Source organism: Nostoc sp. UIC 10630 (assembly GCF_010747425.1).
Lineage (GTDB): Bacteria > Cyanobacteriota > Cyanobacteriia > Cyanobacteriales > Nostocaceae > Nostoc.
In genome coordinates, this window is the sequence record NZ_JAAGOG010000002.1 from 19,555 (window position 1) to 35,444 (window position 15,890).

The 15,890-nt window shown below is 41.4% G+C and carries 16 protein-coding genes; 9 read left to right on the forward strand and 7 right to left on the reverse strand.

Going from position 1 to position 15,890, the window contains the following annotated elements:
• Positions 1 to 558: 558 nt before the first annotated feature.
• Positions 559 to 1,332, reverse strand: coding sequence for a hypothetical protein (locus G1O98_RS01020; protein ID WP_163926768.1), 774 nt, complete (start codon positions 1,330 to 1,332; stop codon positions 559 to 561).
• A 462-nt stretch (positions 1,333 to 1,794) separates the two neighbouring features.
• On the opposite strand from G1O98_RS01020, the gene G1O98_RS01025 reads away from it, so the two are divergent.
• Positions 1,795 to 2,046, forward strand: coding sequence for a hypothetical protein (locus G1O98_RS01025; protein WP_175586459.1), 252 nt, complete (start codon positions 1,795 to 1,797; stop codon positions 2,044 to 2,046).
• 40 nt (positions 2,047 to 2,086) lie between these two features.
• Here the strand turns inward: G1O98_RS01025 and G1O98_RS01030 are convergent, their stop codons facing one another.
• The 4 genes from G1O98_RS01030 to G1O98_RS01045 form a co-directional block, all read right to left on the reverse strand.
• On the reverse strand, positions 2,087 to 2,494 hold the full coding sequence (locus tag G1O98_RS01030; RefSeq protein ID WP_163926838.1) for a hypothetical protein: 408 nt from the start codon (positions 2,492 to 2,494) through the stop codon (positions 2,087 to 2,089).
• A gap of 363 nt (positions 2,495 to 2,857) precedes the next feature.
• Positions 2,858 to 3,478: a J domain-containing protein gene (locus G1O98_RS01035; protein WP_163926769.1), complete on the reverse strand. Its 621-nt coding sequence runs from the start codon at positions 3,476 to 3,478 to the stop codon at positions 2,858 to 2,860.
• 210 nt (positions 3,479 to 3,688) lie between these two features.
• The gene (locus tag G1O98_RS01040; RefSeq protein ID WP_012407740.1) at positions 3,689 to 4,300 is read right to left on the reverse strand and encodes an ATP-dependent Clp protease proteolytic subunit; all 612 of its coding nucleotides are present in this window, start codon (positions 4,298 to 4,300) and stop codon (positions 3,689 to 3,691) included.
• A 120-nt stretch (positions 4,301 to 4,420) separates the two neighbouring features.
• A complete protein-coding gene (locus tag G1O98_RS01045) occupies positions 4,421 to 5,083 on the reverse strand; it encodes an ATP-dependent Clp protease proteolytic subunit (RefSeq protein WP_163926770.1) in 663 nt (220 codons plus the stop codon).
• A gap of 238 nt (positions 5,084 to 5,321) precedes the next feature.
• Between G1O98_RS01045 and G1O98_RS01050 the strand changes: the two genes are divergently transcribed.
• From G1O98_RS01050 to G1O98_RS01065, 4 genes are all read left to right on the forward strand, one after another.
• Positions 5,322 to 6,578 (forward strand): VWA domain-containing protein, encoded by a 1,257-nt coding sequence (locus G1O98_RS01050; RefSeq protein ID WP_163926771.1) that lies wholly within the window; start codon positions 5,322 to 5,324, stop codon positions 6,576 to 6,578.
• Positions 6,575 to 7,855, forward strand: coding sequence for a VWA domain-containing protein (locus G1O98_RS01055; RefSeq protein ID WP_163926772.1), 1,281 nt, complete (start codon positions 6,575 to 6,577; stop codon positions 7,853 to 7,855). Before G1O98_RS01050 ends, G1O98_RS01055 begins: the two co-directional genes overlap by 4 nt.
• Positions 7,856 to 7,999: 144 nt before the next feature.
• Positions 8,000 to 8,224, forward strand: a complete 225-nt coding sequence (locus G1O98_RS01060) for a hypothetical protein (RefSeq protein ID WP_163926773.1) — start codon at positions 8,000 to 8,002, stop codon at positions 8,222 to 8,224.
• 592 nt (positions 8,225 to 8,816) lie between these two features.
• Complete coding sequence (locus G1O98_RS01065; RefSeq protein ID WP_163926774.1) at positions 8,817 to 9,203, forward strand: VOC family protein; 387 nt, start codon at positions 8,817 to 8,819, stop codon at positions 9,201 to 9,203.
• Between the two features lie 284 nt (positions 9,204 to 9,487).
• On the opposite strand, the gene G1O98_RS01070 is transcribed toward G1O98_RS01065, so the two are convergent.
• The gene (locus tag G1O98_RS01070; RefSeq protein ID WP_163926775.1) at positions 9,488 to 9,970 is read right to left on the reverse strand and encodes a hypothetical protein; all 483 of its coding nucleotides are present in this window, start codon (positions 9,968 to 9,970) and stop codon (positions 9,488 to 9,490) included.
• A 207-nt stretch (positions 9,971 to 10,177) separates the two neighbouring features.
• Here G1O98_RS01070 and G1O98_RS01075 point away from each other — a divergent pair, with 207 nt between their 5' ends.
• A complete protein-coding gene (locus G1O98_RS01075) occupies positions 10,178 to 10,957 on the forward strand; it encodes an Rpn family recombination-promoting nuclease/putative transposase (RefSeq protein ID WP_163926776.1) in 780 nt (259 codons plus the stop codon).
• Positions 10,958 to 11,021: 64 nt separating this feature from the next.
• On the opposite strand, the gene G1O98_RS01080 is transcribed toward G1O98_RS01075, so the two are convergent.
• Positions 11,022 to 12,098, reverse strand: a complete 1,077-nt coding sequence (locus G1O98_RS01080) for a PIN/TRAM domain-containing protein (RefSeq protein WP_163926777.1) — start codon at positions 12,096 to 12,098, stop codon at positions 11,022 to 11,024.
• Positions 12,099 to 12,349: 251 nt separating this feature from the next.
• On the opposite strand from G1O98_RS01080, the gene hemW reads away from it, so the two are divergent.
• The 3 genes from hemW (at position 12,350) to G1O98_RS01095 (ending at position 15,754) form a co-directional block, all read left to right on the forward strand.
• Positions 12,350 to 13,531: a radical SAM family heme chaperone HemW gene (gene hemW / locus G1O98_RS01085; protein WP_163926778.1), complete on the forward strand. Its 1,182-nt coding sequence runs from the start codon at positions 12,350 to 12,352 to the stop codon at positions 13,529 to 13,531.
• A 119-nt stretch (positions 13,532 to 13,650) separates the two neighbouring features.
• On the forward strand, positions 13,651 to 14,538 hold the full coding sequence (locus G1O98_RS01090; RefSeq protein WP_163926779.1) for a UTP--glucose-1-phosphate uridylyltransferase: 888 nt from the start codon (positions 13,651 to 13,653) through the stop codon (positions 14,536 to 14,538).
• A 94-nt stretch (positions 14,539 to 14,632) separates the two neighbouring features.
• Positions 14,633 to 15,754, forward strand: coding sequence for a THUMP domain-containing protein (locus tag G1O98_RS01095; RefSeq protein WP_163926780.1), 1,122 nt, complete (start codon positions 14,633 to 14,635; stop codon positions 15,752 to 15,754).
• Positions 15,755 to 15,890 lie beyond the last annotated feature (136 nt).

Genomic DNA, 15,890 nt, shown 5'->3' on the forward strand with positions numbered 1-15,890 from the left:
ATATCTATGCAATTTGTGATCAGAAATTATGAATTATTCGATCAAATAATATGAAATACTAAATATAAATATTGCTAAGAGAACAGGAATCATTTTATTAAAATCTATTTGCTTTTTTTGAACTATTTCTAAACAAGACATCGGAATCATCAGGGGCCAAAAGATAGTTGTTACCAAAAAGATCACAACTGACAAAAATTTATCTTCTGGAGTGGAAGCAGGATGACGTAGAGCAAATATTAACCAATTGATTAAAAAATAACATGTCATTAACAGATAACCAATAGTTAAAGTCAGTTGTATCTGATTCACCGTAAGTACTCCTGAAGTTATGTGAGCTTCACCAAACATCATCCGTACAAAGTTATAACATATTTGGTTTTCTTCCTTGCTCTAGAAAACCATAGTATCTTTATATACTAAATAAGTAACATTTTTGTTATGTCAAACTTCTCTTGCTGTTTGTAAAGCCTCATTAACCCTTAAATTTTGGATGATGAATATTTTTTATATAGCACGCTCCAAAACTTAAAATTTGGTCAGTTATTAAAGCAATAATTAAGCTGTCTTAAAAAATCGAATAATTTCGCGGACATGATCGAGAAATTGCCCGTCGGTGGAAAGTTGCGCGATCGCAGTTCGTGCTTCTCTTGCCAAACGCTCATGTTCAGTTTGATTTGTCGCCCGTAATTCCTCAAAATTAGCTGCAATCCGAGCTAAATCTCTGCGAGTCTCTTCGGCAAAGCGTTGTTGAGTTGCGGGTAATGAATAAGATTGTTCTGGGTTGAGTTGATCTTCCAATAACTGGATTTTTTGTTCCAATATCGAGAAGCGATCGCGCAGTTCAAAAATATCTTCGCGTGGATACTTCCATTCTTGGCGAATCATTGCTAACCGCGCATATAAATACTCATAAGCTCGAATAGCTGGACGCAGAATCGTTAATAACAAAGCTGCACCAGAGCTTATATATCCCACCGTACTAATACCAGTGGCAGCCAGAGTATAAAGACCAACGGCTGAGAACAAGTGTAAAGCAATGGCAACCCAGAGCGATCGCTTCGCCAACAATGTGACATACTTCACTTGTTTCTGATCGACTGGAATTCCTTTTTCAGTTGATTGTGCTGCTTCTGCTAAGACTTCTTTAGCTTGAAAATGCACATTCCACGGTACGGTAACAATTACTAACAGCCACCAAAAACTTGCACCACCAATTACCCAATCAAGAAAGTTACCAGCAGGGATGTGCAACCATTGCAGTAAGCCAAAAGCCGCTAGTACCACAACCACAATTCCAGCGATGGAACTAATGAAAAAGTTAATATACATCTTGCCCTGTCTCCGGTGAAACTATACCTCGATCGTGACTCTAGCCCAGCAGTTATACGTAAAATATTGTGATGGTTTTTCTGTTTGCACACACCAACTTTTCGATGAGATAGCTACGCCAATTAGGTTGAGTATCTTTGCTACCTTTTTGTGTAAAGTAGCAACAGACATGATTGTGATGGTTTTTCTAGTTGCACATATATAAATAAAATAAACGACTGCTTAGAAACAAAGAAGTGAGAAATAATGAAATACTGCTTTGTAGAGTTTCAAGTAGATGATTCCAAAAGATTCAATGCTCTTTGTAAAGTTTTCAACGAAATTAAAAAAGATAAAGACAATAATTTTTGGCGTAATGAAGAAGATTGGCTAATTTTTTTTGACCGCAAAGCATTATCACATTTTTGGTGAACTAGCGAAGAGGAAGAGACTGAATATTTCCGTCGCTGGTTTGCAACACCTGTGGAACAGAGGTGGACAGATCCTAGCCTCGAAACTCCTTGGGACTTTTATTCTATGTTTGATGCTTTTCAAAATGGTGAATATCAATTAATTGCTTGTAGAATGGTTTCTGCCAACAGAGCTAAACTTGAGCTTGAACCCTTTAGCTATCCCTATGGCGGAACTGGTGCAATACAGGCGTTAGTTGAATCCTTCGATTTTATAATTCTTGCAGAAGACGACGGTACAGGATACACAAAATTTAACCTGTAGTTTAGAAAAAGAGTGAGATAATTCAAACCTTTCCCCGTCTCTATTGGATGAGATAACTACGCCAAATTAGTTGAGTATTTTTACTACCCTTTTCTGGGATTAGCGATCGCCAAGTTTTACCTTCTTGCTGAATTTGCAAGTAAACATCAAAGGGTTGTTTTGGTTGCGTCAAGCGCCGTTTTGGTAGCTTGAGAATCAAGTCGTAGGTTCCCCGAACGTGGAAAGCTGGTAAATTTTCAATCGTTAGGGGTTGTTCTTGGGTAATTGATAGCCGCTTGATTTCAAATCCTTGAAAATCTAGATCCAACTGTTGGCTAAGTTTTTGTTGAGTTTGCTCTAACCCAAGTGCGATCGCTTTTTGCACTAACTCGCTAGTCGGTAACAATCCAATACTGCCACAGGCTGTAACTAGCATCAGCAATATTGCTGTCAAAACTAACCGCACTATGTTATTCACTGCCTAATCTGCTATTTTCTTCCTTATCAGTTTAACCGGATGCGCTGCTGCTTTTTCCGCGTCGAGTAACTTATACCAATTCTGTATGAAGATGTGCTAAACCATATTTAACTACAAGAAATGAAGAAAGAGAAACGAACCGCATACCCCTTCGGGGAAGCAAGCTACGCGCAGCGTCTCGTTAGAGAAGGACGCAAAGGACACAAAGAAAGAAGTTAAAAGGTTTTGGCGCAAACTAATAAAGAAATAGTATTAGGAATTATGCAAACAATAGCCGAAAAATTTTAATTACAGATAGGGGCGATTTATGAATTGCCACTGTTGTTAGAACTTCTCAATAAATTTTGTAAATCTTTAAAAAATTTGTTCTAAGCGTTGGAAATCGCGTTGCACTTCATACCAGAGACTTTTATTATGGGGGTCTGTTTTCAAAGCTTTTTTGAGATAAATTCTGGCTTTGAGCAATTGGTTTTCGGAAATTAGCGCCCGTCCCCAAATTTGATAAGCGATCGCTTGCCATTGGCGAACTTCTGCATCTGTTGACAAACGATCTGCTAAAGCTTCCACCAGTGCGATCGCTTGCGGAAATCGTTTCTCTTGCAAAAATCGCTGCAATTGTTCATAAGTCTTCCACTTCAGCCGTTCTTCTATTTCTAACAGATTAGGCGGCTTTGGTTTCCCTGCTTGCTGGTTTACCACCGTTGTGACTGGTGTTTTCTGTCGCTGCGTTGTCTTAGCAGCATCACGCCCAGTTGACACCTGAGTTGAATGTGCAGCAGTTTCCTCTGGCAGTACTACCGTCAGCAGGAGTTTGTAAGCCTCTGTCAAGGCAATAAACTTATCTTTGGCTTTGTTGTCATCTGGGTTGATATCGGGATGATATTGCTGCGCCAATCGTCGATAAGACGCTTTGATATCAGCAAAAGAAGCTCCCGATCTTAAACCTAGCAAACGGTAGCAATCTCCAAGATCCATCTTGAGCTATGAGCTATCGAATTATTTAGCTATCGGCTATTATCTGTCAGTATTCAGCTTTAAGCCTGGACTATTAATGATAAAGGCTAATTTTCTATTTTAAAGTTCAATGTTGACAGTTTGTTTGGGAATTGGGAATGGGGAATTGGGAATGGGGCATTGAGTTATTAATTCTGCTCCTTGCCCCTTTCCCCCTGCCCCCTGCTTCCCTTACTCGCCTGCTACTATAGAGGTTCGTTCTTCAATCACACGGTCAATTAAACCGTATTCTTTAGCCTCTTCAGCAGACATGAAAAAGTCACGATCCATATCTTTTTCAATTTTTGCTATGGTCTGACCGGTTTTATCGGCATAAATGCCATTAAGCTGGTGACGAATCCGCAGAATCTCTCTAGCTTCAATTTCGATGTCGGTTGCTTGTCCACGGGTTCCACCTGAAGGTTGGTGAATCATAATCCGTGAATGAGGCAATGCTAGGCGTTTACCTTTGGTGCCAGCAGCCAACAGGAAAGACCCCATTGAAGCAGCTAAACCAACGCAAATAGTCACTACATCTGATTTTATATGTTGCATGGTGTCAAAAATAGCCATGCCAGATGTAACCATTCCACCTGGGGAATTGATGTATAAATAAATATCTTTACCTGGATCGTCTGAGTCCAGATACAGCATTACAGCAATTATTTGATTGGCAATTTCATCATCAATATCTCGTCCCAAGAATATAATCCGTTCCCGGTAAAGGCGATCGTAGATGCTAATCCAATCTGTATATTGTCCTCCGGGCATCCGGTAAGGAACTTTAGGAACGCCTATAGGCATAATTTACTCCGTTTTTAATTAGTCATTAGTCATTAGTCATTGGTCATTAGTCATTAGTCATTGGTCATTAATAATTTTTAATTATTAACAAAGGACGAAGGACAAAGGACGAATGACAAATTAAAGGACACTAGCTGGAAGGGGGGGATTTGCGAGTTCTTCTTTCTCAAAAACTCGGTCAATTAGACCGTATTCCTTCGCTTCGTAAGGTGTTAGATATAACAACCTATCCATGTCTTTAGTAATTTTTTCTCGGGCCTGCCCAGTGGTCTGATGTAAGATATCAACTAATGCCCCTTTATTTACCAAAACTTCCCTTGCCCGAATTTGAATATCCGTTGCTTGACCTTGGGCGTAGCTCTTAGGCTGATGCAGGATAATCGAAGAGTGAGGCAAACTAGCGCGGCAACCTTTTGTCCCAGCACTGAGAAGCATGGCTGACATACCCATCGCGGAACCGACGCAGATGGTATGGATAGGAGGCTTGATATATCTCATGGTGTCATAGATGGCGAAGGCTTCGGTTTCAAAGCCAATGGGTTCGCCACTGTAACCAGATGTACCGGTGGAGTTGATATAGATTTTAATGGGCTTTTCTGGGTCATCGGATTGCAAAAACAGCAACTCAGCCACGATTAATTCCGTGACAGCAGGCACCAGTGGCATCCCAATATAGACAATTCGCTCCTTCAATAAGAGGGAAGGTAAATCTGGCGGTGGTGTCCGGTAAGAGCTATCGCCGTAATATGGGGCTTGAACAGCTTTGATTGGGGAAATGTCCATAGCAACTGATCGCCTGAAACTATGCCGTTAACTGTAATACATCCTAGCGCGATGCACGCTTCCCTCAAGGTGCGGATTTCTCCCTAATGCTGAAGGTGGCTTTGCATCTGCCAATGTTTGGCTTCTAAGATATTCTGATTATATTCATGTATTTGTGTTGGATAGGTTTTCCGTAGAGCTAAAGTGGTGCTTTGAAGTTATTTATTAATATGTATATCCTGAATAGGGACTTTAAGTTATGAAGGTTAGCTTGCAGCCTGCCTTGAATGATGGTAATTTGGACGCGAATCAGCCGAATAGTCAACGTCAGTTGGGAATTTCGATTTCGGCGATCGCAGAGACTCAAGACCGCCATGTGCCCTTAAATTTATGTTTAATTCTGGATCACAGTGGTTCTATGAATGGGCGATCGCTAGAAACGGTCAAAAAAGCAGCGAATCGTCTGGTAGATAGACTTAATCCTGGCGATCGCCTCAGTGTTGTAGTTTTCGATCACCGTGCCAAAGTTTTAGTACCTAGCCAAAGTGTCGAAGATCCAGAAAAAATCAAAAATCAAATTAACCGCCTAGCCGCCGATGGTGGAACTGCCATTGATGAAGGATTGCGCTTGGGGATTGAGGAGTTGGCGAAGGGAAAGAAAGATACTGTTTCCCAAGCCTTCTTATTAACCGATGGAGAAAATGAACATGGTGATAATAATCGCTGTTTGAAATTTGCCCAATTAGCTGCTAGTTATAATTTGACTTTGAACACTCTGGGCTTTGGTGACAACTGGAACCAAGATGTTTTAGAAAAAATTGCTGATGCTGGTTTAGGGACTTTATCTTACATTCAAAAGCCGGAAGAGGCAGTGGATGAGTTTAATCGCCTGTTTAGCCGCATTCAAACAGTGGGATTGACTAATGCTTATCTGTTATTGTCTCTGATGCCCCATGTCCGGTTAGCGGAACTTAAACCCATAGCTCAAGTTTCCCCAGACACAATTGAGTTACCACTGCAACAAGAAGCTGATGGACGCTTCGCTGTGCGGTTGGGAGATTTAATGAAAGATGCAGAACGGATAATCTTAGCTAATATTTATTTGGGACAATTGCCAGCAGGTGAACAAGCGATCGCTAATGTGCAAGTCCGCTACGACGATCCAGCCGCCAACAAGGTAGGTTTAGTTACACCAAATATCCCAGTTTATGCCCATGTAGTGAAAAACTACCAAGCAGATCCGAATCCCCAAGTGCAACAGTCTATTTTGGCATTAGCTAAATATCGCCAAACCCAGCTAGCCGAAACGAAATTGCAACAGGGCGATCGCAGTGGTGCAGCGACAATGCTACAAACGGCTGCTAAAACTGCACTGCAAATGGGAGATACTGGGGCAGCAACGGTGTTGCAAACTTCTGCCACACAGCTACAATCTGGTGGAGATTTATCTGAAAGCGATCGCAAGAAAACCAGAATTGTCTCCAAAACAGTTTTGCAAGATACCCCTCCTCAATGAAAGTTAAATTGCTCTCGGCGTTAAATGACAATAATGTTGATGTGGCTCAAACAAGTAGCCAACGTCAACTAGCAATGACGATTTCGGCTATCGCTGGTGAGTTTGACCAAAATCTGCCCCTTAACCTCTGCCTGATTCTGGATAGAAGTGGTTCTATGCATGGACAACCGATCAAAACGGTGATTCAGGCAGTGGAAGGATTAATAGATCGGTTGAAAATTGGCGATCGCATTTCAGTTGTGGCTTTTTCCGGTTCTGCGGAAGTCATTATCCCCAACCAAGCGATCGAAGACCCCGAAAGCATCAAATCTCAAATCAAAAGCAAACTCAGCGCTAGCGGCGGCACTGCGATCGCCGAGGGTTTGGAACTGGGAATTACAGAACTGATGAAGGGCACAAGAGGCGCTGTTTCCCAGGCGTTTCTGCTGACGGATGGGCATGGTGAAAGCAGTTTGCGGATTTGGAAGTGGGATATTGGGCGAGATGATAATAAGCGCTGTGTCAAACTGGCGCAAAAAGCTGCCAAACTGAACCTAACTATCAACACTTTCGGATTTGGCAATAGCTGGAATCAAGATTTGCTAGAAAAAATTGCCGATGTCGGTGGTGGTACTCTAGCTCATATTGAACATCCTGAACAAGCTGTGGAGCAATTTAGCCGACTATTGGGAAGGATTCAGTCAATTGGGCTAACTAATGCCTACTTGCTGTTATCTCTAGTGCCCAATGTCCGATTAGCAGAATTGAAGCCCATTGCCCAAGTTGCCCCAGACACAATCGAGTTACCAGTGGAACGAGAAGCTGATGGTAGCTTTGCTGTACGTTTGGGAGATTTGATGCAGGATGTAGAACGGGTAGTTTTGGCGAATATTTATCTGGGACAATTGCCAGAGGGGAAACAAGCGATCGGGCATCTGCAAATTCGCTATGATGACCCATTAGTTAACCAAGAAGGGTTACTTTCGCCCCTGATGCCGGTGTATGCAGATGTGGTGCGGACATATCAACCAGATTCTAATCCCCAGGTGCAGCAGTCAATTTTGGCATTAGCTAAGTATCGCCAAACCCAGTTAGCCGAGGCAAAATTGCTACAAGGCGATCGCACTGGTGCAGCCACGATGTTGCAAACGGCTGCTAAAACCGCTTTGCAAATTGGAGATAAAGGTGCAGCAACAGTGTTGCAAAGTTCCGCCACTCGCCTGCAAGCTGGTGAAGAACTTTCGGAAGCAGACCTCAAGAAAACTAGGATTGCATCAAAGACTGTTTTACAAGAATAGTAAAAATCCAGCGTTGCTGATTAACGGTATAAAAGTTTCGCGTCAAAGCGCAAAGCGAGAAAAAATATTTTATTCCTCAATTGAGGAACAAAGTAGTCGCATATTCCTAACTTATTGATTAACAACCACCAAAGAGTTTGACTTATGCTGATCCAGGAGATTGTCCAAGAATTGCAAGACATCCCTGAAGACAAACTAGCAGAACTTTATGACTTAATTCATTACTTTCGGCTAGGTTTAAGTCAAGAAAATACACAACCCCTTGCGGTGAGCGAAGTCGAACCGCGCACCCCTGGTTTATTGAAAGGACAACTCGGCGATGCTTTCTTTGAACCACTGCCAGAAGATGAACTTCAGCAATGGGAATGAGCTACTTCCGCAGATGGGGTGTTAACAATCTTGATTGTGCGATAATTAATGGCTTCAAAAACTTGTAGCGTACATCAAGCGTATGAGTGATATCGATAAACAATGGGAGAATTTAAAAAATAAATTTTATATTGGGTAAAAATTTTATGGAGAGATTACAAGGGTCAAGCCTTTTGGCATTTTTGTGTACCTTGGCTATCAAGTCATCGACGGTTATAAACTAAGCGGAATTATAGATATTGCTACAAAACCCGATTGTGATTCATCTGGTTTACCGACGGACACTACTTTGTGGCCAAAAGTTGGTCAACGAGTTCATTGCAAAGTGATCGCTTACCGAGAATATAATAAAGAAATAAATTTAACATTAGTTAAATAAAAAACATAAATATTTTGTGTGTTCCGTCCTCTAATGTTGTTGAGCGAGAATGTTGCTGTCGCAGAGAGTGGTAATCCCTGACAGTGAAACAGCTTCATAGCGGTTAGGTAGTTAAATTATGCGATGCATCTTGCTAAAGCTCTTGCTTGCAAAAACTAGCAAAACTCGGCTAAAAGTGCTACAGGTAAATGGTTGCTATCTTGAGAGGTACACATGAAAACCACTGGCATTCATCATGTAGCGATTATTTGTTCTGACTACGATCGCTCCAAAGCATTTTATGTAGAAGTTTTAGGCTTTTCAATTATTCAAGAGACTTTTCGCGCTGAAAGAAATTCTTATAAATTAGATTTAAAAGTTGCAGAAAATACTCAAATCGAACTATTCTCTTTCCCAAATCCTCCAGAACGGTCTAGTAAACCAGAGTCTTGTGGTTTAAGACATCTTGCTTTTCAAGTTGATGATATAGAGGAAACTGTCTTTTATTTAAAATCGAAAGGATTAGAGGTAGAAAATATCAGAGTTGATGAAATTACAGGCAAGAAATTTACTTTTTTTCAAGATCCTGACAATTTACCATTAGAAATTTATGAGCGTTAAAATTACTGGTAACGGGCGATCACTAAAGATAATGAAGCGATGTCTACGACGGGCTACGCCTAAGCTCCAGTGTAATTACGGCTTCTTGCTGCCAAAATTGCTAGATTCATAAACTATGCCTACACTTATAACTCTTCCTTTGTACCTTCACTTAACGAGGCAGAATGTCATCTAAACGAAGTTGAATACCAGGCAAAAGCAGCGAGTTAATTAATATTTCAGGGGAGATATATGTCATGAAAGTCAATCTCCTGAAGACAAGTTATTTTGATTCTAAGTCAACTTTACCGCATAAAATTATTTATCTCATTGTTTGGGGGACAGTAAATACTTCTACCAAAAGAATCGCCAGTTTCAGCATCCGTTAATTCCACAAGTTTAGCGTTATCAGTACAGACACTTCTACCTCTAGACATGCTGAACTCACCTTGGACAAAACCAGTCACTATCCACACCATCCGGTTGTTAGAAATCGCTGATTTGTACTCTCCTGTTTTGGCTGCAAATTCCTCGTATGTTGTAAGTTTCGCTTCTGTTATTTGCATCTTACTAGACTTTTTTAGAACACGTTCAATCGTAATCAAGCGACTTGCTGGTAGGCTATTATTTGCAGGATATATTCGTACTCTTGAGTTAAATGGTATTGGTTGATTGACTTGCTTTTTTATCTGTGCTGGTTTAGCTATGACTGTCTGCACGAGCAAGAAAGTAGTAGCACCAGCAAATACAAAAGCAGATAATGAAGTTATTGTAAAAATATTAACCATAGTGTAAATGCGCTTCATAATACTCAGAATGCTAACAACTCATAAACCAGTTTAATTAATTTACAATTACGTTTACAAGTAAAAGAATTACTTTCTTTAAAGAGTTAGATAATTTCACTATTAAATATTTATGAAAATTATAAAGATATTTGGATTAAATAATTTCGGATAAATGCAAATGGGTGAGCTATTTGGTAAAATTCTCAAATGTTTGACAATATCTGTAAATTTTTAGCTGAAAATTTCTCCAGCGACTTCGCCACTTGGTTATTAGGCGAACCCATTACTTTAACCGAACTAAGTCCAAAAGAATTATCTATCGAACCCATTCGTGCTGATGCCTTAATTTTGCTACAGTCGGAGCAAACTATCTTGCATTTGGAATTTCAAACCCAAGTGGATGCAGAAATTCCTTTTCGGATGATTGACTATCGATTGCGAGTGTATCGCCGTTTTCCCCACAAATCAATGCATCAAGTCGTAATTTACCTCAAGCAGACAAATTCGGATTTGGTGCAAAAAAATACATTTACAATTGCTGGAACACGCCATGAATTTGCAGTTATCAGACTTTGGGAACAACCAACCGAAGTATTTTTGAGAACACCTGGACTTTTACCTTTGGCAGTGTTGAGTAGTACAATTGAACCAGAAGTTATACTAAATGAAGTGGCGCGTGAAATTAATGGTATTACAGAATCAAGAACTCAAAGTAATATTGCCGCTTCCACGGCTATTTTAGCTGGTTTAGTATTAGATAAAGAGGTTATTAGACGAGTTTTGAGGTCAGACATTATGCGCGAGTCAGTGATTTATCAAGATATTTTACAAGAAGGGAAAGCTGAAGGGAAAGCTGAAGCTTTACTTGAAGTGGCAAGTAACCTTTTTAATACTGGTATGCCATTAGAACAGATAGCAAGATTGACAGGGTTATCTATTGAGCAGTTACAGTATTTGCAGGTAAGCAAATCTGGTGATTCAAAATAAATAATCGGTGCAGGTTGACTGCACCGATTGCACAATTTATATTTAATTGCACCGGACATTTCCCTCACGCCAATGCTGATGCTTGGGGTTTGGCAAAAATCATTCTTCCTGCGGTGGTTTGCAAAGCACTGGTGACTACTACTCGCAGTTCACCACCCACATAATTGCTACCTTCTTCAACTACTACCATCGTTCCATCATCTAGGTAGCCAATACCTTGACTGGGTTCTTTACCTTCCTTGAGAATTTTTAAATCCAGGTTATCGCCAGGTAAATAACTGGGACGGACAGCATTCACTAAATCATTCACATTCAAAACAGGCACTTTCTGAACGCTGGCGACTTTAGACAAGTTGTAGTCGTTAGTTAGGAGTGTACCGCTAATTTCTTGGGCAAAGCGTACCAACTTGGCATCGACTGTGGGAATATCTTCGTAGTCAACTGCATTAATCAAAATGCGATCGGGATATTCTTCCTTAATGCGGTTGAGAATTTCTAGTCCTCTCCTTCCCCGCACGCGCTTTTGGTCTTTGCTAGCATCCGCTACTTGTTGGAGTTCTTGCAAGACAAATTGCGGTACGAGAATTTGTCCTTCCAGAAACCCTGTTTCTAATAGCGCTTCAATGCGACCATCGATAATGCAACTGGTGTCTAAAACTTTCGTATTAGCTGGTTTTAGCGTTCCTTCCACAACCATCGATTCGACGGTGTTGGGATTAATGAACCGCAATAAACCTCGTCCGTGGGTGTCTGCCAAATTCATGCCAGTGACGGAGAGGATAATACTACCGACAACTGCCACAAGCGGCTTAATAAATCCAAAATCCGCGGGGATGGGTAGTAAGAATAGTGGGGCTAACATGAGGTTAGCTAGCAATAAGCCGATTACTAAGCCAATGGCACGAGTTAAGATCACTTCCAGAGGCATTTCTTTGACTTGTGATTCTAGACGGCGATATGTCGTCTGGAAACTCAACCCGATCGCACCACCAATAATAGCGGCAAAGACGGCAACAACTAAGCGTAAAGCTTCTAGATTCGTTACCTGATCGAGAGTGCCATTGGGTAGTAGTTCAATGCTGTAGAACCCTATTCCCGAAGCTGCCAGGATAAATGAGAAAATGATAATTGCGTCAAGCATGGTTATGTTGTTTTCCTGCAACTGTGTTCACCGAGAAACTTAAGTATTTTTTATTTCATCGGTAAGATAAACTGATCAATATTGACTTAGACTAAGGGTTTAGGCTGACAATATCTGCAATTATTATAACTAAAGGCTTTTATCTTAATATTTTTCATTGTTTCTTTGTAAAACGACAAAAATTTGTAAATAAACTGCTCATTTTCATTGTCTCTAATTCGCAGTTGGCTTAACTTAAAACTTTTCTCAAAATGAGTCAAAAATTTAGTGTTTCTGGAATTGCGAGTTCTGCTTATGTGCATATACCCTTTTGCAGACGGCGATGCTTTTATTGTGATTTCCCGGTGTCTGTTGTGGGCGATCGCTTGCGGGGCGAAACATCTGGTACTATCTCCCAATATGTTGAGGTACTATGTCAAGAAATTGCCATTACACCAGCCTTTGGTCAACCCCTAAAGACAATTTTCTTTGGTGGTGGTACTCCTTCGCTGCTATCAACAGAACAGCTACAACGAATAGTGGGAGAATTGGAGAAGCATTTTGGGATTGCATCTGGGGCAGAGATTTCTATGGAAATTGACCCAGGTACCTTTGATTTAGCACATATAGTAGGCTATCGCAGTGCTGGTGTGAACCGGGTAAGTTTGGGTGTACAAGCCTTTCAAGAAGAATTATTGCAAAGGGCGGGGCGATCGCACTCAGTTGAAGATATTTTCGCAGCTGTGGAGTTAATCCACCAAGTCGAGATTCCCGAATTTAGCTTAGACTTAATTTCTGGGTTGCCGCATCAGTCTTTGGATCAATGGCAGGATTCTCTAACTAAAGCGGTAGAACTTTTACCCACTCACATTTCCATATACGATCTTACCATCGAACCAGGTACAGCCTTTGGTCGTTACTACAAACCTGGTGATACTCCTTTGCCTACGGATGAAGCCACAGTCAAAATGTACCAGATGGCGCAGCAGGTTTTGACTGGTGCAGGTTATGAGCATTATGAAATTTCTAATTATGCCCAACCTAAGCATCAGTGTCAGCATAATCGAGTTTATTGGGAAAACCGCCCTTATTACGGCTTTGGTATGGGTGCAGCGAGTTATGTTGAGGGGAAACGCTTCACTCGTCCGCGTAAGACTAGGGAGTATTATCAGTGGGTACAAGCTGGCGGTGTAATTGATTGTGATGTTACCCCTCCAAAGGAAGTATTGTTAGAAACGTTAATGTTGGGGTTGCGTTTGGCGGAGGGTTTGAGTTTGGCGGCGTTGGCGGAGGCGTTTGGCGAAGAGAAGGTGGAGGAAGTTTGCAGGTGTTTGCAAGGGTATTTTGATAAAGGTTGGGTGGAAGTTACAGAGGGAAGGTTGCGTTTGATTGATCCCCAAGGGTTTTTGTTTTCTAATGTGGTGTTGGCGGAGTTGTTTGAGAAGTTGGGGTGACGAACCGCAGAGGCAAGGCAGCGCGATCTTCTCCCAAAGAGAGAGGCTAGCGCCAAGGGGGTTTCCCCATGAGCGACTGCCGCGCTGAGTTCGCAGAGAGAAGAGGGGAGGGGAGGTTTATGCAGAAAAATCAAGTTAGAAAAGCTGTAATTCCGGTAGCTGGTTTTGGGACTCGGTTGTTTCCAGCAACTAAGGTTGTGAAAAAAGAGCTTTTCCCGATTATTGATCGAGATGGGAGGGCAAAACCTGTGATTCTCGCAATTATTGAAGAGGCAATTAGTGCTGGAATTACAGAAGTTGCGATCGTGGTACAGCCAGACGATCAAGAAGTATTTGAAGATTTATTGAAAAACCCACCTAAAAAAGAACTTTTAGATAAACTTTCACCGCAAAATAAAGAATATAGCCGATATATCGAAGATTTAGGTAGCAAAATTACGTTTTTATTGCAAGAAGAACAATTAGGCTATGGTCATGCGGTATTTTGTGCTAAAGATTGGGTAAAAGATGAGCCATTTTTGTTAATGTTGGGCGACCACATTTATACATCTGATATTGAAAAATCTTGTGCTAGTCAAGTTTTAGGTACTTACGAACAAGTTAATCAAAGCGTTGTTGGTTTAACTAAAATGCCAGCAGAAATTATTCATAAAGCTGGTTGTGTTACAGGAGTTTGGCAAGAGTTAAACTCGATTTTGTCAGTTACACAACTCTATGAAAAACCAACCATTGAGTATGCACAACAGCATCTGCGTGTAGAGGGAATGTCAGAAAATGAGTTTTTAGGTATATTTGGATTGTATTTACTTACACCGAAAATTTTTGACTTTCTAGCAGAACACATCAAGCAAAATTTTCAAGAACGAGGCGAATTTCAGTTAACATCCTGTCTGGAAAGATTGCGTCAGGAAGAGGGAATGACAGGATATATTGTTAAAGGTAACTGTTTTGATACAGGTTTACCAGATGCTTATCGTCAGACAATGATTGATTTTAGAAATTTCTAAATTAATCTGAGTTTCAAAACAAAAAGATCCCCGACTTCTTCAAGAAGTCGGGGATCTGAGCGTCTCAGTAGCCTTTAATTACGAATTACGAATTATGAATTATTTTGCAACAGTTGCTCGCGGATTAGAAACCCTGGCGGCTCAGGAGTTAGAGCAACTGGGTGCCCATTCTGTGGAGCCAGGATTTTGCGGTGTAGCCTTTGAGGGCGATCGCACTTTGCTTTATCGCGTCAACCTCTGGGCTAGGCTACCGTTCCGAATCTTGGTGGATATCGATGAGTTTCCTTGCCAAAATGCCGATGATCTCTATCGTGGTATCCAGACTATCGATTGGGTAAACTATTTAACGCCAGACATGACGCTAGCTGTGAATGTCACGGGCAAAAACCAGCACCTCAACCACAGCCACTTCACATCTCTACAGGTCAAAAATGCGATCGTCGATCAGCAGCAGGAAAAGCTGGGTGAGCGTTCAAATGTAGAACTTCATCAACCAGATGTGCGGATTAATGTTCACATTGAGCGCGACTTTTGTACCGTCAAACTCGATAGTTCTGGAAATAGTCTACACCGCCGAGGCTATCGCCCTGCGGTTGGAGCAGCACCTCTTAAGGAATCTCTGGCTGCTGCCCTCATTCAACTTTCGGGCTGGCAGCCAAACCAAATGTTCTACGATCCTCTCTGTGGATCTGGCACTTTACCCTTGGAAGCTAGCTTAAAAGCACTGAACATAGCACCAGGGCTGTTTCGTGAGTCCTTTGGATTTGAAAATTGGCTCGATTTTGATCTGTCCCTTTTAGAAAAGCTGCTCCAAGAAGCTAAGGACAGCCAACTGGATATCCTTCCCGCACCGATTTGGGGAAGCGATCGCGATGAAAATATAATTGAGCAAGCGATTAACAATGCCCAAAACTGTGGCGTTGATAATCATGTATGGTTTTCTCAAATGGAGCTTGCCGATGTTGTCGCCCCCGCAGACAGTGGGATTTTATTCTGCAATCCACCTTATGGCGAACGGTTGGGGCGAGATATTGATTTAGGGGCATTTTACAAACTTTTGGGCGATGTGCTGAAACAACGCTTCAAAGGCTGGACTGCGTTTGTGTTGAGTGGCAACAAGGAACTGTCTCAATCCATTGGGCTGAAATCATCCAAGCGAATTGCGGTGTATAACGGAGCGTTGCCTTGTCAGTTAATGAAATATGAGTTGTATTAAGGCGATCGCTCTCAACTACTTCTGTTAGATCCAAAGACGTGATAAATCGCCGTCTCTACAATAATCGGTCTTTTGTAGAGACGGCGATTCATCGCATCTTTTGCCTTAACTATCTCCATAGACTCATCGGTGATAT